Here is an 18,239-nt window from a genome sequence, read left to right as displayed (position 1 = left end):
AGCGCCGCGACGCCCCCTCTCTCTGTCTCTCCAAGCCTACGACCCGATCGCGCCGCCGCCCTTCTTCGTGATCACCACCACCGACGGCCGCGGCGGCATGCCGTCCTTGAAATCGGGCCAGCGTGTCGACGGCTTGTCGAAGGTGGAGGCACGGTCCTCGCCGGGATGCTGGATGGCGAGGAACAGCGTTCCGTCGTCGGGCGTGAAGATCGGCCCGCAAACCTCGGCGCCGGTGGGCGCCTGGTAGAAGCAGCGCGTCAGCGCACGCCCGTAGCCCATCGTGTCGGCCGCGTAGAGGCCGTCGGCGATGCCGGCGGCATTCGGCCCGCCATCGGTCGCGATCCAGATGCGGCCCTTGCTGTCGAAGGCGACGTTGTCGGGGCAGGACAGCCAGCCATTGTCCGACGTCGCGCGGTGATAGCGCGCGCCGGCGTCCTGACCCGGCTTGCCCCCCATCAGGAAGATCGACCACGCGCCTTCGTTGGCGCCGTGATCGCCGTCCTTGGGCGAAATCTCGAGGATGTGGCCGTGATCGTTGGGCCCGCGCGGATTGGCGCGGTCGGCCTGGTCCGGCTTGCGCAGGCCGTTGTTGGTGAGCACGACATAGACGCGGCCATTGACCGGATTGGTCTCGATGTCCTCCGGGCGATCCATCGGCGTCGCCTTGAGGAGATCGGCGGCGAGACGCGCCTTGATGACGACGTCGGCCTGGGTGGCGAAGCCGTTCTCCGGCGTCAGCGGCGCCTGCCCCTGAACCATCGGCAGCCAGTTCACCTTGCCGTCGGCATCGAAGCGCGCCACGGAGAGCGTGCCGTCGTCGAGCAGGTCCTTGTTGGCGGCGCGATCGTTGGGATTCCACGGCCTGGCGGTGACGAACTTGTAGACATACTCGAAGCGCTCGTCGTCGCCGCTGTAGAAGGCCACGCGGCCATCCTTGGCGATCGCATAGGTGCAGCCCTCGCGCTTGAAGCGGCCAAGAGCGGTACGCTTCACCGGGGCCGCCGCAGGATCGTACGGGTCGATCTCGACCACCCAGCCGAAGCGATTGGATTCGTTCGGCTCCTTGCCTAGATCGAAGCGGTCGACATATTTTGGCCAGGCGTAGCTCGTCCGGCCGCCGACGCCGTAGCGCCGGCTCACCGGCTGCAGCAACTTCGTGGCATCGCCGCCGAAATAGACGTGGAAGTTCTCCTCACAGGTGAGCCAGGTGCCCCACGGCGTCGAGCCGCCGGCGCAGTTGCCGAACATGCCGAGGACCTTGCGGCCTTGCGGATCGGCGGAGGTCTTGAGCAGGTCATGGCCGGCCGCCGGCCCGGAGATGTCCATCGGCGTGTTGGCGGTGATGCGGCGGGCGAACTTGCTGTTCGGCACGACCGCCCAGGCGCCGTTCTCGCGCGCGATCTCGAGCACGGCGCCGCCGACCGCCGCCATCTCGACCTCGACCTGCTGCTTCGAGGATTTGAGGTTGGCGCCACGGCCAGCGCCGAGGCCGGCGAACATGAGGCTGGAGTTGAGGTACTCGTGATTGACGACCAGCAGGAAACGATCGCCGCGGCGGTTGTCGGCCGGCAACGGATGCAGGCCGAGATAATCGTTGTTGTAGCCGAACTGCTTCTCCTGAGCGGCGCCCGCCTGCCTGGCCGGATCGAAGGCCGGCGCGCCGGCAAGCATCGGATCGCCCCAGCGGATCAGCACCTGCACATCGTAACCCTCGGCGACATGCTGCCGGTCGTCGAGCGTATGGGCGAGTTCCTTAAAGGTGAGCGAGGACGGACCGGCGCCCTGCGCATTCGCGCCGGCCGGCACGCTGAAGGCCGCGGCCGCGCCGGTACCGAGAAGGCCGCGCAGCGCGTCGCGGCGGTTGAGACGCTGTTCAATCAGCTCGCCGATCGATGGTGTGTCGCCGATCTTGCCCATGCCTTCGCCTCCCGAGAGACCGCGGGCGGATAGCGACTGCATCCGCTGCGGTCAGGGCCGCGTCGTGACACTTTTGTGACAGGCTTGGCAAGAAGTTCCGTATTCACGGTCTCTGTTGGCAATTTCCTATGAACCGATCGGGCCGCCGCCCTTCCTGGTGATGGCGATGACCGACGGCCGCGGCGGCATGCCGTCCTTGAAATCGGGCCAGCGGGTCGACGGTTTCTCGAAGGTCGAGCCGGCATCCTCGCCAGGATGCTGGACCGCGAGGAACACGGTGCTGTCATCGGGCGTCAGGATGGGACCACACACTTCCGCACCGGTCGGCGCCTGGAAGAAGCAGCGCGTCAGTCCGCGGCCATAGCCCGCCGTGTCGGCGCCGTAGAGCCCGTCGGCGATACCGGCGGCGGTGGGCGCACCGTCGGTCGCGATCCAGATCCGACCCTTGCTGTCGAACGTGCAGTTGTCGACGCAGGAGAGCCAGCCGTTCTCCGTCGTTGCGCGATGATAACGTGCAGCCGGGTCGATGCCCGGCTTGCCGCCAACCAGGAAGATCGACCAGGTGCCGTCGAGCGCCGCGTGGTCGCCGTCCTTGGGCGTGATCTCGACGACGTGGCCATGGGCATTGCGGGCCATCGGGTTGGCGCGGTTGACCTGCTGCTCGGTGCGTCGAGTATTGTTGGTCAGCATGACGTAGACCCGGCCGTTGACCGGATTGGCCTCGACATCCTCCGGCCGGTCCATCGGCGTGGGCTTCAGCAGGTCGGCGGCCAGCCGCGTGTTGATCATCACATCGGCCTGGCTGGCGAACCCGTTCTCGGCCGTCAACGGGCCCTGACCGTGCACCAGCGGCAGCCATGCGATCTTGCCGTCGTCGGTGAAGCGGGCAACGTAGAGCGTGCCGTCGTCGAGCAGGTCGCGATTGGCGCTGCGATCCTGCCGGTTCCACGGCTTGGCGGTAACGAACTTGTAGACGTAGTCGAAGCGTTCGTCGTCGCCCATGTAGATCACGACCCGACCATCCTTGGCGAGGGAGTGGTGGCAGCCCTCGTGCTTGAAGCGGCCGAGCGCGGTGCGCTTGATCGGCGTCGCGCCGGGATCATAGGGATCGATCTCGACGATCCAGCCGAAGCGGTTGGGCTCGTTGGGCTCCTTCTCGACGTTGAAGCGGTCGAAGTGCCTGGACCATCCGTACCAGGTCGCCTTGGAGATGCCGTAGCGCTTGTAGGCCTTGGCATCGGGCATCTTGTCCGCGTCGCCGCCGAAGTAGCCGTTGAAATTCTCCTCGGCGGTGAGCCAGGTGCCCCACGGCGTCTCGCCGCCGGCGCAGTTGTTCAGCATGCCCAGCACCCTGCGGCCGCCGGGATCGGCCGAGGTCTTCATCTTGTCGTGGCCCGCCGCCGGCCCGGAGATGTCGAAGGCGGTGTTGGCCGAGATGCGCCGAGCGTACTTGCTGTTCGGCACCACCGACCACTTGCCGTTCTCGCGGGCGATCTCGATGACCGAGCCGCCGTGGGCGGCCAGTTCTACCTCGGCCTGCTCCTTCGTCACGTTGAGGTTGACGCTTCGGCCTGATCCCAGGCCGGCAAACATCAGCCCGGGGTCGGTGTACTCGTGGTTGACGACCATGAGGAAGCGGTCGTTCGCCGTGTTGCCGGCGGGCAGCGGATGCAGGCCGATGAAGTCACAGTTATAGCCGAACTGCCTTTCCTGCGCGGCCGCCGTCAGCTTGACGGGATCGAACGCCGGTGCATCGGCCATCACCGGATCGCCCCAACGGATCAGGACTTGCGCCTCGTAGCTCGCCGGCACGTGGTGCGTCCTGTCGAGGCCGTGCTTAACCTCCTCGAAGGTGAGCGAGGACGGCCCGGCGGGTTGCGCCAGGGCGCCGCCAACCGAGGCATAGCCGGCCGATGCCGCCGCGCCGGCCCCGAGCAGGCCACGTAGCGCGTCCCGGCGCCCGAGGCGGCGGCCGATCAGCTCGCTGACCGTCGGCTCGGTGCTGGGGTTCGAGCCAATATCCTCGGGATCCGTACCGTCATGATGCCGCATTCACTTCTCCATCCCTTGCTTGGGTTGGCCGTAGCCGATGACCTCGGACAGCAGCACGACAGAGAGGTTGCGATTCCATGACAGATGCGCGGCGGACGCCCGCCGCCATCCACAAGCGCCGTCGTCGAACCGTAGCGTGAATCGGATAGCACCTGGGTGCAGTCAGATTCGGAGACGGAGCATGCACACTCGATCGATCGCCGTTGCAGCGGCAGTGGTGATCCTCGCCTGCGGACCGGTCATTGCGCAGACCAGGTACCCAGCCGTGCTCGACGGACACGCCATCCTGCCGGCCATGACCCTGGTCGCGCCGCCGGCCGACGCCCCGCCGGAGCTGCAGACCTCGGGCCGCTTCGCCGGGCCTCCCGGCAAGCGCGTCGACGCGCCCGAGAGCGTACCGGGCATCTCCGCCCTGTCCGACAAGGCGGCGCCGCGGTCGACCGGCCTCAGCCTGCCGTTCAAGGGCCAGCCGGTGCAGGGGTTTTCCGGAATCAAGAAGCTGGGCGACGGGACGTTCCTCGTCGTCACCGACAACGGCTTCGGCTCGAAGGCCAACTCGCCGGACGCCATGCTGATGTTCCATGTCGTGAAGCCAGACTGGAAAGCCGGCACCGTCGAGCGCGTGTCGACTGCCTTCCTGCACGATTCCGACCGCAAGGTACCGTTCCGCATCGTCAACGAGCACTCGCCCCGGCGATACCTCACCGGCTCCGACTTCGATCTCGAATCGATCCAGCCGATCGGCGACGCGCTTTGGTTCGGCGACGAGTTCGGCCCGTTCCTGATCAAGGCCGACCGCACCGGCAAGGTGCTGCAGGTGTTCGAGACCAGGGTCGACGGCAGGGTGGTTCGCTCGCCCGATCATCCGTCCGTCGCGATGCCGGCGGCGCCCGGGCCGGTGAAGTTCCAGGTCCGCCGCAGCAAGGGCTTCGAAGGCATGGCCGTCTCACCCGACGGCAAGTTCCTCTACCCGCTGCTCGAAGGCCCGCTGTTCACCGAGTCGGGCGAGCCGGAGTCCAAGGGCGGCAAACGCTTCCTGCGCATCCTCGAGTTCGATGTCGACAAAGGCGAATACACCGGCAAGAGCTGGAAGTATGCACTGGAGGTGCCGACCAACGCGATCGGCGACTTCAACCTGATCGATGCGACCAGCGGCCTGATCATCGAGCGCGACGACAGCGAAGGCGATCCGGTCCAGGCCTGCGCCGCCGGCGCCGTCAAGCCCGACTGCTTCAACGTGCCGGCCAGGTTCAAGCGCATCTACAAGGTCGACTTCGCGCAAGCCGACGCCGACGGCTTCGTGAAGAAGATGGGCTACGTCGACCTGATGGACATCGATGATCCGCAGAAGCTCGCCCGCCAGGGCGGGCGTGACGGCAAGCTCACCTTCCCGTTCTTTACCATCGAGAACGTCGAGATGATCGACGGCGAGCGCATCATCGTCGGCAACGACAACAACCTGCCGTTCTCCTCAGGCCGCGCGCTGGGCAAGTCCGACGACAACGAGCTGATCATCTTGAAGGTGACCGACCTCTTGGAGGCGAAGTAGCAACCTTCTGCGGGTAGATCGTTTCGCCGCGCTTCAACATGTCGACGAAGGACTCGATCTTCCTTCGTCGACCGGCCTCGGTCTTCATGTTCCGGGTGCGGAACGCCAGCGCAAAGCGGTTCTGGGCGCTGAGCGTCTCGAAGGTGCGCCGGGCCCTCGGCTCTGCGTCGATGGCGGCCTGGAGATCGGCAGGCACCTCGTTGTCCTTGGCCCTGTAAGCGCGGGCCCAACGGCCGTCAGCCTTGGCCGCCTCGGCCTCGCTGAGCCCGTGCGCGGTCATGCGGCCTTCCGCGATCAACCGGGCGACATTGTCGATGTTGATCTGGCTCCACACGCTCTTCTTCGTGCGCGGAGTGTAGCGTTGCAGGAAGCTCTTATCGTCGAAGCCCCTGCGGAGGCCGTCGATCCAGCCCCAGCACAACACGACGTCGATCGCCTCCTTGGGCGTGATCGATTTCAGGCCCGAGCCGACCTTGTGGATCTTGATCCAGACCTCGTTGGCCGTGTGGTGGTTCTTGGCAAGCCATTTGTAGAAGCTCTCGGCGCTCTTGAATTCGTGCGCCGCCATCAGGGCAGCACCCTCTTCATCCAGTCGGCGGTTTCCTGCGACTCCTGGCGGTCGCTCGCCGCCAGGCGGTCGATCACGCGATGGCGGTCGGCCAGGTCGCGGTTCTGGCTGAGCTTGAGCTTGGTCTCGAGCCGCTCGAGCGGCATGCGGAAGGCGACGATGCCTCGGGTTTGCGCCTCGGCGTTGCCGGGCGGCAGACGGTCGAGCGACCACGACCCGGCGCCGGCGCCCTCGTAGGCACGGGCCAGCTTGCCCAGCACCTCGAGGGCGCCGGCGACTTCCTCGATGACCTGCGGCCGGCCGTAGGCGTGCACCGTCACGTAGTTCCAGGTCGGCACCTTGGCGCCCGGCGTATACCAGGTCGGCGAGACGTAGGCGTGCGGACCCCAGAACAGGGCGAGAGAATGGGCCGGACGAGAGAACAGCTTCCAGTGCGCGTTGGCACGCGCCATGTGGCCGATCAGTGAGCCGTGCGGCGAGCCATCGTCCTGCCACAGCAGCGACAGGTGGGTGGCAGAGGGTGCGCCATCTTCGCCGGTGCTCATCAGCAGGGCCCAGCTGTGGGCCTGCATGATCTGCCGACCGGCGTCCTCGCTGCCTTCGAAGTGCTTGGGAATGTACATGGCTCGTCTTCCGGCGATGGTCGCCCTGAGGGTTGATCGGCGCGCCTTTACCATGTCCTATGCCGCCCGCAATCGGGAGGATTTTTCATGGGAGAGAATATCCGTCTTAAGTCAGCCGCCGGCGAGATCGGCGCCTACCTGGCGACCCCCAAAGGATCGCCGAAGGGCGGCCTCGTCGTCATCCAGGAGATTTTCGGCTGCAACCATCACATCAGGGCGGTGACCGACAAGTTCGCGGCAGACGGCTATCTCGCCCTCGCGCCCTGCTACTTCGACCATATCCGTCCCGGCATCGAGCTCGGCTATACCCCCGACACCATCGCCGAGGGTCGCGAATACGTGATGAAGCTCGGGGTCGACAAGGCCGTGCAGGATACCGACGCGGCGATCGGCGAGCTGAGGCGCCGCGGCACCAGGAAGGTCGCGGTCACCGGCTTCTGCTGGGGTGGCACCATCACCTGGCTGGCGGCGACCCGGCTCAAGCCCGATGCGGCGATCGGCTACTACGGCGGCGGCATCCACGGCACCCGCAACGAGAAGCCCACCGTGCCAACCATGCTGCATTTCGGCGACAAGGACATGCACATCCCGATGGCACACGTGAACGAGCTTCGCTCGCTCCATCCCAATGTCCTGATCTACGACTATCCGGCCGATCACGGCTTCCATTGCGACGAGCGCGGCAGCTACGACGCGGCGGCGACAAAGCAGGCCTACGCCCGCACGCTCGAGTTCATGGCCAAGCACGTCGGCTGAGCAGGATTACCTCCTCCCCAACGGAGACGAGTGGACGCGTATCGCTTGCCTCCCCCGATGACGGGGGAGAAAAGCGATATGCCCACTCTGCAGGAGCGGAGCTGGGGGGAGCTCGATGCGACGATGACCAAACGTCCTGCAAGAAAGAACTTCGATCCCGCCGCCCGCGGTCCCCTGAACGGGGTCCGCGTGGTCGACCTGTCGCGCCTGGTCGCCGGCAATGTGCTGACCCTCCAGCTCGCCGATTTCGGCGCCGAGGTGATCAAGATCGAGCCGCCCGAGGGCGACACCCTGCGCTCGTGGCGGGTCAAGGGCATCGAGACGGCCTGGAAGGTCAATTCCCGCAACAAGAAGAGCGTGGCGCTCGACCTGCGCTCCGAGGCCGGACGCGATATCGTTCGCCGCCTGGCCGCGACAGCACAGATCCTGGTCGAGAGCTTCCGGCCCGGCGTGCTGGAGCAGATGGGCCTGTCGCCCGACGCGCTGCACGCGCTCAATCCGCGCCTGGTCATCGTGCGCATCTCCGGCTGGGGCCAGGATGGCCGCTATCGCCACAAGCCGGGCTTCGGAACCCTGATCGAAGGCTATAGCGGCTTCGCCTCGATGAACGGTTTCGCCGATCGCGAGCCCGTCCTGCCGCCGATGTACCTCGCCGACGCCATAGCCGCCCTCTACGGCTACGGCGCGGTGATGGTCGCCCTGCGCGAGGTCGAGATCAACGGCGGCAAGGGCCAGACGCTCGACCTGCCGCTGTTCGACCCTCTGTTTTCGGTGCTCGGTCCGCAGGCAGCCAATCACAAGCTCACGGGAGAGGTGAAGGAGCGCACCGGCAGTCGCTCGACCAACGCCGCCCCGCGCAACGTCTACCGGACGAAAGACGGCCACTGGGTCTGCCTGTCGGCCTCGACGCAGGGCATGGCCGAACGTGTGCTGGTCAAGATCGGCCGGCCCGAGCTGGTCGAGGACCCGCGCTTCGCCACCAACATCGAACGGGTGCGCAATGGGCTCGAGCTCGACCGGATCATCGGCGGCTTCATCGCCGAGCGCGACCTCGCCGAGAATCTGCGCTTTTTCGACGAGGCCGGCGTCACGATCGGCCCGGTCTACGATATCAGCCAGATCGTGCAGGACGATTACGTGCTGGAGCGCGAGGCGCTGATCGAGACGCCCGACGCGGAGATGGACGGACTGCCCACCCATCCTGTCGTGCCGCGCCTGTCGGGCACGCCGGGCGCCCTGCGACACGCGGCGCCCCGCATCGGCGAGCACAACGAGGCCCTGCTGCGCCCCCTGCTGGGCGATGCCGAGTACGAAGCGCAGTGCGCCGCCGGCGTGATCTCCCGGGGAACGAAGAGCAAGGGAGCCAGCAAGAAGTGAACCGCCCTCCCCCACCCGTCTGGCGCTCCATCCTCTATGTTCCGGGCAACGTCCCGAAGTTCATCGACAAGGCGCACGAGCGCGGCGCCGATTGCGTGCTGGTCGATCTCGAGGACAGCGTGACGCCGGCTGAGAAGCCGGTGGCGCGGGCCATGCTGCCCGAAACCATGGCCAAGGTGGTGCGCGGCGGCGCCGACGTGGCCGTTCGCATCAACCGGCCGATGCGTCTTGCCATCCCCGACCTGGAGGCAGCCGTGCGCCCCGGCCTGTCGGCGCTGTTCATCACCAAGACCGAAGGCGTGCAGCATCTCAGGCTGCTCGACGAGGCTGTTAGCGAGCTCGAGCACGAGCGGGGCATGCTGCCGGGAGGCGTCGGCTTTGCCGCCATGATCGAGCATCCCCGCGCACTGGCTCATCTCGACGACATCGCGGCGCATGCGCCACGGCTCGTCGCCATGATGCTGGGTGGCGAGGATTTCGCGCTCGAGACCGGCTCGATCCCGGGTGACGAGACCCTCGAGCTGCCCAAGCGGCTGGTCGCCTTTGCCGCGCAGGCGCATGGCGTGGCGATGATCGGCATCCTGGGGACCGTGGCCGACTACAGCGATCCGGCAGCCTACCGGGAGAGCGCCGAACGCGCGCGGCGCTTCGGCTTCTCGGGTGGCACCTGCGTGCATCCCGGGCTGGTGCAGGCGCTCAACGATGCCTTCACGCCTAGTGCCGACGAGATCGCCCAGGCGCGCAGGCTGATCGCGGCCGACGAAAAAGCCGCAACCGACGGCCGCGGCTCCTTCACCGTCGATGGCAAGATGATCGATGTTCCGGTGATCGACCGCGCGCGCCGCCTGCTCAGGCGACACGACGCGATCGATCGCCGGATGAAGTCCTAACCCAGGACGAAGTCCCGGGGCACGACGCTGGTCTCGCCGCCGTCAGGCGTCGACGAGTTCCCGCGTCGGATGGCGAACGGTCTCCACGGGGACGAGATCCGACGGGAAGTCGGTCACGACGGCCGTAAGACCGGCGTTAAGGCTCTGCAGCAGAACCTCGCGGCCATTGGCAAACCGGACCGCGTCACGGTGGACGTGCGTGCCGCCCTCCATGCGCGTCATGACGACGTCCTCGACGGGTCCAACCGCGTAGACCCGTTGCACGGCTTCAGCGATGCCGGCGAGCTGCAGGCGGGCGTCCGCCGGCATGCAGACTGCCGTCTCGCAGTCGCGTGCCGATGTGAAGCCCATCGTGCCGCTCGGGAACCGATGAAGTGTGTATTGCTCTTCTTGAACTGCAGGTCGTGAACGATAGAGTTCCAGTGAGTAGTCACACATGACGTCCTCCAGGTTACGTGGACGCTCCACGTGACGTGGTAACGCCGGCGCTTCTATCAAGGTTCAGCACCGCTTTTTCGGTATCGTTTCGTACAACTTTACGTTTTCGGCATGCACGGCGGCATGCCCCCGGAGCGCCGCCTTTCCCAGCAAGTGCTTGCCACGTCAATCGAATTTCCACCGAAGGCGGGCAGCCAGACTGAGGCGCCGTCCCGCGCGACCCTGTGGGCGAGGCGAATCGAAAGATTACAGGCGGCCGGGCGATGACGATGGTGCGGGGCCATCCGCGGGCATTCGCATGTGGAAAAAATCGTCATCCCGAGCAGCGCCCCCCGATTGGGTGCTGCTTACAGCGCCATTGGAGGCGGCAGTCGAGGGATCTCCCTTGCTGACGCTGCAACAAGAAGGGTCCATCCGCTACACCTCCGTTCGGCTGCGCTCAGGGCAGGCACGGAGCCTGTGCCGAGCGAAGCCGAGGGGCTCGGCTCCCCTCGGGATGATGGCTTCTTTTGCCATTGGGCGAATGCGCTGAGCGGGCCATCCTGGGGGAGTCCCGATCGACGCCTGAGGGGCCGAAGACCTGTCAGCCCGGTTGTGGGCGCCGCTCAGTGCTTGTCGGACCACACCATGCGCTTGACCGCGTACATGAACCCGGCCATCGCCAGCAGGAACAGGACGACGCGCACGCCAGTGCGCTTGCGCGACTCCATATGCGGCTCCGACGCCCAGGCGAGGAACTCGACGACGTCGGAGGCTTCCTGGTCGGTTGTGGCCTTGGTGCCGTCGGCGTAGGTCACCTTGTCGTCGGCGAGCGGCGGCGCCATGGCGATCTTGTGGCCCGGGAAGTACCTGTTGAAGTTGTCGTCCTTGGTGACGGCAAAATCCTTGATCTGCTGCGGCGTCAGCTTGTCGTAGGGCACATAGCCGGTCAGCAGGCCGTGGATGTAGTCCGGGCCGTTCACGCGCGCCTTCACTATAACACTGAGATCGGGCGGCGCCTTGCCGTTGTTCGCCGCGGCGGCGGCAAGCTCGTTGGGAAACGGCTTCTTGAAGTGGTCGGACAGGCGCGCCGGGCGCTCGATCGGCTGGCCGTCGTCGTTGATGTCCGGCACGACGATGTCCTTGATCAGGCCCTTGACCTGGCTCTCGGTCAGGCCGAGCTCCATCAGGTTGCGATAGGCCAGCAGCTGCAGCGAATGGCAGGCGGCGCAGACCTCGGCATAGACTTGGTAGCCGCGCTGGGCGGCGGCCCGGTCGTAGGTGCCGAACGGCCCCTGGAAATGCCACTGGCGTTTCGGTGGGTGTTCCTCGGTGCCGGCGGCGATGGCGGCGGCTCCGGCCGAGAGGGCCGCGAGCGCAATGGCGCCCGAGACCAGGAGCTTCTTCATGGGCAACGTGCGCATCGTCCTTAACCCGCCTTGTTCTTGAGCACCGCGTCCGCAATGCTGGGCGGCAATGGCAACGGCCGTTCGATCTTGCCCAGGATCGGCAACAGGACCAGGAAGTGGAAGAAGTAGTAAAGCGTGGCGACCTGGGCCAACGGGATCCAGAAGCCGGCCGGCGGGTTGGCGCCGCAGAACCCCAGCACCACCACGTCGATCACCAGAACGAACATGAACCACTTGTAGATCGGCCGGAAGGTCGCGGAACGGACCCGGGAGGTATCGAGCCAGGGCAGCACGAACAGCACGGCGATCGAGCCGAACATGGCGATCACGCCGCCCAGCTTGTCCGGGACGGCGCGCAGGATGGCGTAGAACGGCAGAAAGTACCATTCCGGCACGATGTGCGCGGGCGTCACCAGCGGGTTGGCCGGAATGTAGTTGTCCGGCTCGCCGAAGAAATCGGGCGCGAAGAAGGCGACGCCGGCATAGACGATCATGAAGACGACGACCCCGAAGCCGTCCTTCATCGTGTAGTACGGATGGAACGGCACCGTGTCCTGCGGCCCCTTGGGGTCAATGCCCAGCGGGTTGTTCGAGCCGTGCACGTGCAGCGCCACAACGTGCAGCGCCACCACCGCGACGATGACGAAGGGCAGCAGGTAGTGGAACGCGAAGAACCGGTTGAGGGTCGGATTATCGACCGCGAAGCCGCCCCACAGCCAGGTGACGATCGAATCGCCGACCACCGGGATGGCGGAGAACAGGTTGGTGATGACGGTGGCACCCCAGAAGCTCATCTGGCCCCATGGCAGCACGTAGCCCATGAAGGCCGTCGCCATCATCAGCAGGAAGATGACGACGCCCAGGATCCACAGGAGTTCGCGCGGCGCCTTGTAGGAGCCGTAGTACATGCCGCGGAAAATGTGGATGTAGACGGCGATGAAGAAGAACGACGCGCCGTTCATGTGCAGGTCGCGCATCAGCCAGCCCTGCGGCACGTCGCGATCGATGCGTTCGACCGAATCGAACGCCATCAGGACGTGCGGCGTGTAGTTCGTCGCCAGCACCACGCCGGTCGCGATCATGAGCACCAGCATCACCGTCGCGATCGCGCCGAAATTCCAGAAGTAGTTGAAATTCCGGGGCGTCGGGAAGGTGTGATACTCCTTCTCCATATACGAGAAGATCGGCAGACGGTGATCGATCCAGGAGATCACCTTGTTGTTGAAGACCGGCGGCGTGCCGTGGGACGAAGCCATGCTGGGAACTCCTGGCGCTGATCGCGCGATCGATCAGCCGATGCGGACGAGCGAGTCCGAAAGGAACAGATACTCGGGAACCACGAGATTCTTCGGCGCCGGTCCCTGGCGGATGCGCCCGGACGTGTCGTAGGCCGAGCCGTGGCATGGGCAGTACCAGCCGTTGAAAGGTCCCTTGTCCTGGCCGGGCCTGTTGCCGAGCGGCACGCAGCCGAGGTGGGTGCAGACGCCGACCATGACCAGCCATTCCGGGCGCACCTTCTTGGCGGAGTCGGTGACGCGCGAATTGTCGGTCTGCGGATCGGGCAATGCCGACATCGGCACCGATTCGGCCGCCTTGATGTCTTCCGGTGTGCGATGGCGGATAAACACCGGCTTGCCGCGCCATTTCACCGTGATCGCCTGCCCGACCTCGATGGGGGCGACATTCACCTCGACCGAGGCCAGAGCCAGGGTGTCGGCAGCGGGGTTCAGGTTGTTGATGAAGGGCCATGCGGTGGCTGCGATGCCGACGCCGCCCAGAGCGCCCGTTGCGACCATGAGAAAGTCGCGCCGGGTCGGGTCACCGTGCCCGCCGGCCGGGATGCTTGATGTTGCCATTGTTACTCTCTTCCGTCCCCCCGAGGAGATAGTGGTCTTTAGACCGCAAAAGGCCTTTAAGTTTCAAGGCTCTGTTGGTCGCAGGCCGGAGCCGCGGCGGTCTGTGACAGCGTGCCGCACGGAGTCCCCTTCCGCGTCGCGGACGATGTACATGCACGGCCATGCGCGTCGCCCTTTACCAGCCCGATATTCCGCAGAACGTCGGCGCCTTCATCCGCCTGTCGGGCTGCCTCGACCTCGCCCTCGACGTCATCGAGCCCTGCGGCTTCCCGGTCGACGACCGCCGCATCCGCCGGGCGGCCATGGACTACTACGACCTGGCGCGCCTGGTCCGGCACGCCTCGTGGCAGGCGTTCCGGCGCGACCGGCCGGCCGGACGGCTGGTCCTGCTGACCACGGCGGGCGACACGATCTTTCCCAACCTGGTCTTCCGCCCCGACGACATCCTGCTGCTCGGCCGCGAAAGCGCCGGCGTGCCGGCCGATGTGCACGATGCAGCCGAGGTCCGGCTGCGCATCCCGCTCAAGCCGGGGGCGCGTTCGCTCAATGTCGCGCTGGCGGCCAGCATGGTAGTGAGCGAGGCCCTTCGCCAGACTCGTGGATTCCATGCGCAAGCCGACCAGCACGCCCACTCCCCTGCCCGATGAAACGACGATCGAGCGGCGCAAGCAGGCCGCCCGGTCCTGGTTCGAGGCGCTGCGCGATCGAATCTGCGCCGAATTCGAGCGCATCGAGGACGAGGTGATCGGCACACACCACGACCTGCCGCCCGGCCGGTTCGAGCGCACCAGCTGGCAGCGCGCAACAGGGCCGGCGGGCGAGGATCGCGGCGGCGGCGTCATGTCGGTGATGCGCGGGCGGGTGTTCGAGAAGGTCGGCGTCAACGTCTCGACCGTGTTCGGCGAATTCAGCCCCGAGTTCCGCAGCCAGATCCCGGGAGCGGCGGAGGATCCGCGCTTCTTCGCCTCGGGCATCTCCCTGGTCGCCCACATGCGCTCGCCCAGGGTACCGGCGGTGCACATGAACACGCGCCACATCGTCACCACCCGCGCCTGGTTCGGCGGCGGCGCCGACCTGACGCCGATGGTGCCGAACGACGCCGACACCCGGACCTTCCATGGCGCCCTCGAGGCCGCCTGCAACCGCCACGATGCCGCCTACTACCCCCGCTTCAAGCAGTGGTGCGACGAATACTTCTATCTTTCCCATCGCGGCGAGGCGCGCGGCGTCGGCGGCATCTTCTATGACGACCTCGACAGCGGCGATTTCGACCGCGACTTCGCCTTCACCCGCGACGTCGGCGAGACCTTCCTGGCCGTCTACCCCGAGATCGTGCGCCGGCACATGAACGAGCCATGGACTCCCGCCGAACGCGAGCACCAGCTGGTTCGCCGCGGCCGCTACGTCGAGTTCAACCTGCTGCACGACCGCGGCACCAAGTTCGGCCTGATGACCGGCGGCAACGTCGACGCGATCCTGATGTCGCTGCCGCCTGAGGTGCGCTGGCCGTAAATCTTCGCTGGGAGCGCGCCACTCCAGTGGCGCTCTTCTCGTTGGTCTCACATCCCATGAGCGCCACGGGAGTGGCGCGCTCATAGGCGCTAGCCGGTCCAGCAAAGTCCTCATCCTGAGGAGGTCGCGTAGCGACCGTCTCGAAGGATGCGCGACAGACCAGATCGCTGGAATAGCGGTGTTGCAACATCGGATTTGTTGCCGACCCTTCGAGACGCGGCCTCCAGGCCGCTCCTCAGGGTGAGGTCCCTTTGTAAGTTAAGTTAGCGCCTATGAGTGGCGCGCTCCCAGCGATGAGCCCCTAAAACGCGATCCGCAGGCCCAGCGTGGCCGCATGGTACGTGTAACCCTGCGCCAGGTTGCCATCGTAGTTGAGGAAGGCTTGGCCGAGCGGTAACGGCAGCGTCAGCCCAGCGCCGATGGTCGCCGCATTGCGGTCCGGCGTCGGCCCGTAGACGACGAAACTGGTGTCGGGCTTGCCGACGAAGTTCGCGTTCAGCGCACCCGAGAGGTCAGCGTAGTCGTGCGCCCAGCCGAGCCGCAGCGCCATCGACAGAGGCTGCGCGCCCATGAGCGCCAGCGAACCCGAAAGCTCCATGCCGATGATGCTGCGCACGCCGGTCGTGTTCTGTGCCGCCGCGGCGAGGCTGATCGCGCCCGCGCCGGTCTCGGTGAAGGGATTCTGGCTTGCCGCGGTCACTTCGAGTCGTGCGAACGGCGTCACCACGAGGCGCGGTGCGACGGTGAAGGCGATGCCGGACTCGACGCTGCCGATGAACTGGCTGGCCGTCAGATTGCCCTGGGCGGTGCGGAAGATGCCGGGAAAGGCGATGGTGCGCGTCAGACTGCCCCAATTGTAGGCGTAGCCCGCCGCGGCATCGAGGTACCAGGGCCGCGGCGCGTAGCTCGCATAGGCGGCCAACGAAAAGGCCTCGTTGCTGCCCGAGGCGGCGAGGCTGGTCGACAGGCCGGTGCTCGAATAGCCGAGCGCGCCGCCGATGCGGAAGGCGTCGAAGATTTCGATGTCGCCGCCGGCGGCAAAGCCGTGCAGCCCATAGCTCGCGCTGTGTGTGGCGGAGTCGCCGTATACCGCGCCGACCGCGCCATAAGGCGCAAACCACAGGCCGCCCGCCTCGGTGCGCCGACTGCCGCCCCCTGCCGTTGCCAGCGACTTCCGAAGGTCACCAATCTCCGTCTGCGTCGGCGACGGCTCGGCGAGGCTGAGTGCCGGTTCAGCGGCCGTCGGCGCCGACGGCCGGCGCAAACGCGCCGCGCGCATCTGCTGATGCAGGACGTCGAGGAACGCCCGCCCTGCCATCATACGAAGATAGCCGAAGTCGGCATAGGATTCGCCGTCGAGCTGCTTCAGTGCCGCACGCAGGGCGTCGGACGATCCATAATTGAGCAGGTCGAGGCTGGTGTAGACCGTGTCCATGTCGGAGAACTGCGCCGGAAAGACGCCGACATCGAGCGCGGCCGCCACGGCGTAGGTGTTGCCGGTGCCGGCATTCGGTCGATAGGCAAGCGCGGTGCCGTTGATCGACTGCCGGTTCATGTAATTGGCCGCCGGCACGAAAGCCGCATTCTGGCAATTCGGGCTGCCGGTCAGGCCGATCAGGTTGCCCTGCAGCACGCCACCGTTGCCCCACGGCCCGGGCGTCGGAATGGCAGGGGGATTCGCCGGGAAGGTGCCGGTGATCGGCGCCGCCGTGCCGAACAGGATGCAGGTGCCGGCCGGCACCTGCACCAGGGTGAGCGAGTCGGGCAGGAACGGCAGCGCCAGCACATCGCGGATCTGGTGGACATCGAGACCGCGGATCGTGTTGGAGGGCGCGATGAAGCCGCCGACCGGGCTGGTGATCCCCTGCGTATAGACGCGGGCGTAGAGCGTCGGCACCGACGTCAGAACGACCGCGGCTGGACTGTTGGGCAGGAACGATGCCGTCGGCGGCGTGCTGAAGATATAGCTGTTGGCGTCGGCGCCTGTCGTGATCGACGGCACCGACGTGCCGTTGCGGCGAAACACCGGACCGGTCACGACCTGTCCGTCCGGCACGATCATGCCGCCGACGACCTGCTGGGCGACGGCAGCATCGCCGAGCAGTGCCACGCCGCACAATATGGCGAAAAGCTTCTTCATCGAAGTCGCGCCACGGCGGCGCCCGCGACGATCGGGGCCGCCAGCACGACGACGACGAACAGCGGATAGGGCGCGCCCCACCAGAAGCCCAGCCGGTCGAGGAAGACGGTCGGATCCTCGCCATAGATCATGCGAGCCTGGACGAAGCCCAGCAACACGGTGGAGGTCGGCCACAGCAGGGCAGCGAGCAACGCCGCCTGGAGCCAGCGTGGCCCCGCACAGCGGCGGGCGTGAATAATCGCCAGCATCGCCACGTAGGGCAGCGGCACCAAGGTCTTGTACCATTCGAGAGCGCGCACCGGCAGCGTCGGACCAAGCCAGCTGTCGCCGACGAGATCGTTGAGCAGCACGAACAGGGCGAGCGCGAGCCACAGCGCGAAGGTGAGGCCGGGCCGGATCATGCGTCGGCCGCACGTCGCTCGAGTTCGGCAAGACAGGCCGCACGATCGGCGGTGAAGTCGCCGGCGACCCACCATTGCTCGACCGCGTCGAGCAGGTTGCCGATCTTGCGCCCCGGCTGCAGGCCGAGCTTCACCACGTCGGCGCCGGTCACCGGCAGGTCGGGCGGCGTCCATGATCGGGCGAGCGCCACCGCGGCGCGCCAGTCTCCAGGCACCTCGACGGCGAGCAGCACGCGGTCGATGAACAGGCGGGTTCCAAGACGGTAGATCTGCGCGCGCAGGTTCCGCGCATCGCCGTCGAGCCGCACGGCGCTCTCCGTCGACAACATGAGCTCCAGACGCAGTGTCTCCTGGGTCGACAGGCGCAGGCGCTTGGCGACGACGGCGGCCGAGGCCGAGGACACAATCGCGGCGAGCCGACGCAATGGGTCGGGCTCATCTTCGCGGCCCATCAGCGCACGCAAAGTCCTGGTGCCGAGAAACTCCGGCAGCCAGTGGTCGAGCGTGCCGGCTTCGGCCATCGCATCGAGCGCATCGGCCGCCGCCGGCGCGGCGAGCAGGCGCAGAAGCTCCTTGGCAACGCGCTCGGCCGACAGGGCGCCCAGCGTGGCGGCACTGCGCCGACAGGCGGCGAAGCCCTCGCCGTCGAGCGGAGGGCGGCCGAACCAGGCGTAGAAGCGGAAGAAGCGCAGGACGCGCAGACGATCCTCCTCGATGCGGCGGTCGGCATCACCGATGAAGCGCACGCGGCCGGCGGCGAGGTCGGCACGCC

The 18,239-nt window shown here is 66.7% G+C and carries 16 protein-coding genes and 1 pseudogene; 6 read left to right on the top strand and 11 right to left on the bottom strand.

Annotated elements, in window-relative coordinates:
- Positions 1-36 precede the first annotated feature (36 nt).
- Together AB7O82_RS08320 and AB7O82_RS08315 are read right to left on the bottom strand one after the other, a co-directional pair.
- Entirely contained in the window at positions 37-1,917 is a 1,881-nt protein-coding gene (locus AB7O82_RS08320; RefSeq protein ID WP_428539748.1) for a PhoX family protein, read from the bottom strand.
- A 126-nt stretch (positions 1,918-2,043) separates the two neighbouring features.
- On the bottom strand, positions 2,044-3,969 hold the full coding sequence (locus AB7O82_RS08315) for a PhoX family protein (RefSeq protein ID WP_428539745.1): 1,926 nt from the start codon (positions 3,967-3,969) through the stop codon (positions 2,044-2,046).
- A gap of 181 nt (positions 3,970-4,150) precedes the next feature.
- On the opposite strand from AB7O82_RS08315, the gene AB7O82_RS08310 reads away from it, so the two are divergent.
- Entirely contained in the window at positions 4,151-5,518 is a 1,368-nt protein-coding gene (locus AB7O82_RS08310) for an esterase-like activity of phytase family protein (RefSeq protein WP_428539742.1), read from the top strand.
- Here AB7O82_RS08310 and AB7O82_RS08305 read toward each other — a convergent pair.
- On the bottom strand, positions 5,481-6,086 hold the full coding sequence (locus AB7O82_RS08305) for a YdeI/OmpD-associated family protein (protein WP_428539739.1): 606 nt from the start codon (positions 6,084-6,086) through the stop codon (positions 5,481-5,483). The genes AB7O82_RS08310 and AB7O82_RS08305 overlap by 38 nt on opposite strands.
- Positions 6,086-6,709: an FMN-binding negative transcriptional regulator gene (locus AB7O82_RS08300; RefSeq protein ID WP_428539736.1), complete on the bottom strand. Its 624-nt coding sequence runs from the start codon at positions 6,707-6,709 to the stop codon at positions 6,086-6,088. Before AB7O82_RS08300 ends, AB7O82_RS08305 begins: the two co-directional genes overlap by 1 nt.
- Before the next feature lie 87 nt (positions 6,710-6,796).
- Here AB7O82_RS08300 and AB7O82_RS08295 point away from each other — a divergent pair, with 87 nt between their 5' ends.
- The 3 genes from AB7O82_RS08295 to AB7O82_RS08285 all read left to right on the top strand — a co-directional run bounded on the left by AB7O82_RS08295 (position 6,797) and on the right by AB7O82_RS08285 (position 9,732).
- Positions 6,797-7,465, top strand: a complete 669-nt coding sequence (locus AB7O82_RS08295; RefSeq protein ID WP_428539733.1) for a dienelactone hydrolase family protein — start codon at positions 6,797-6,799, stop codon at positions 7,463-7,465.
- Between the two features lie 123 nt (positions 7,466-7,588).
- Positions 7,589-8,842 carry a CaiB/BaiF CoA transferase family protein gene (locus AB7O82_RS08290; RefSeq protein ID WP_428539730.1) on the top strand — a complete coding sequence of 418 codons (1,254 nt, stop codon included), beginning with the start codon at positions 7,589-7,591 and terminating at the stop codon, positions 8,840-8,842.
- Positions 8,839-9,732 (top strand): HpcH/HpaI aldolase/citrate lyase family protein, encoded by an 894-nt coding sequence (locus tag AB7O82_RS08285; protein WP_428539727.1) that lies wholly within the window; start codon positions 8,839-8,841, stop codon positions 9,730-9,732. The genes AB7O82_RS08290 and AB7O82_RS08285 overlap by 4 nt, the downstream gene beginning before the upstream one ends.
- Before the next feature lie 42 nt (positions 9,733-9,774).
- Here AB7O82_RS08285 and AB7O82_RS08280 read toward each other — a convergent pair whose 3' ends face one another.
- The 4 genes from AB7O82_RS08280 to petA form a co-directional block, all read right to left on the bottom strand.
- Positions 9,775-10,041: a hypothetical protein gene (locus tag AB7O82_RS08280; RefSeq protein WP_428539724.1), complete on the bottom strand. Its 267-nt coding sequence runs from the start codon at positions 10,039-10,041 to the stop codon at positions 9,775-9,777.
- A 734-nt stretch (positions 10,042-10,775) separates the two neighbouring features.
- Positions 10,776-11,573: a cytochrome c1 gene (locus AB7O82_RS08275; protein ID WP_428539721.1), complete on the bottom strand. Its 798-nt coding sequence runs from the start codon at positions 11,571-11,573 to the stop codon at positions 10,776-10,778.
- 5 nt (positions 11,574-11,578) lie between these two features.
- Entirely contained in the window at positions 11,579-12,814 is a 1,236-nt protein-coding gene (locus AB7O82_RS08270) for a cytochrome b (protein WP_428539718.1), read from the bottom strand.
- A gap of 33 nt (positions 12,815-12,847) precedes the next feature.
- Positions 12,848-13,414: a ubiquinol-cytochrome c reductase iron-sulfur subunit gene (gene petA, locus AB7O82_RS08265; protein WP_428539715.1), complete on the bottom strand. Its 567-nt coding sequence runs from the start codon at positions 13,412-13,414 to the stop codon at positions 12,848-12,850.
- Positions 13,415-13,575: 161 nt separating this feature from the next.
- On the opposite strand from petA, the gene AB7O82_RS08260 reads away from it, so the two are divergent.
- The gene (locus AB7O82_RS08260) at positions 13,576-14,061 is read left to right on the top strand and encodes a tRNA (cytidine(34)-2'-O)-methyltransferase (protein WP_428539712.1); all 486 of its coding nucleotides are present in this window, start codon (positions 13,576-13,578) and stop codon (positions 14,059-14,061) included.
- The gene (hemF, locus tag AB7O82_RS08255) at positions 14,021-14,926 is read left to right on the top strand and encodes an oxygen-dependent coproporphyrinogen oxidase (protein WP_428539709.1); all 906 of its coding nucleotides are present in this window, start codon (positions 14,021-14,023) and stop codon (positions 14,924-14,926) included. The genes AB7O82_RS08260 and hemF overlap by 41 nt, the downstream gene beginning before the upstream one ends.
- Before the next feature lie 301 nt (positions 14,927-15,227).
- Here hemF and AB7O82_RS08250 read toward each other — a convergent pair whose 3' ends face one another.
- The 3 genes and pseudogenes from AB7O82_RS08250 to AB7O82_RS08240 all read right to left on the bottom strand — a co-directional run.
- The gene (locus tag AB7O82_RS08250) at positions 15,228-17,066 is read right to left on the bottom strand and encodes an autotransporter outer membrane beta-barrel domain-containing protein (RefSeq protein ID WP_428539706.1); all 1,839 of its coding nucleotides are present in this window, start codon (positions 17,064-17,066) and stop codon (positions 15,228-15,230) included.
- Positions 17,063-17,467 carry a hypothetical protein gene (locus tag AB7O82_RS08245; protein WP_428539703.1) on the bottom strand — a complete coding sequence of 135 codons (405 nt, stop codon included), beginning with the start codon at positions 17,465-17,467 and terminating at the stop codon, positions 17,063-17,065. The genes AB7O82_RS08250 and AB7O82_RS08245 overlap by 4 nt, the downstream gene beginning before the upstream one ends.
- Positions 17,464-18,239, bottom strand: a pseudogene (locus AB7O82_RS08240) (CCA tRNA nucleotidyltransferase); the annotation flags it as partial. The gene AB7O82_RS08245 and the pseudogene AB7O82_RS08240, both read right to left, overlap by 4 nt.

Origin of the sequence: Reyranella sp., assembly GCF_050185545.1 — a bacterium.
GTDB lineage: Bacteria > Pseudomonadota > Alphaproteobacteria > Reyranellales > Reyranellaceae > Reyranella.
The sequence above is the reverse complement of the archived record's forward strand: the minus strand, read 5'-3'. Positions and strand labels throughout refer to the sequence as shown.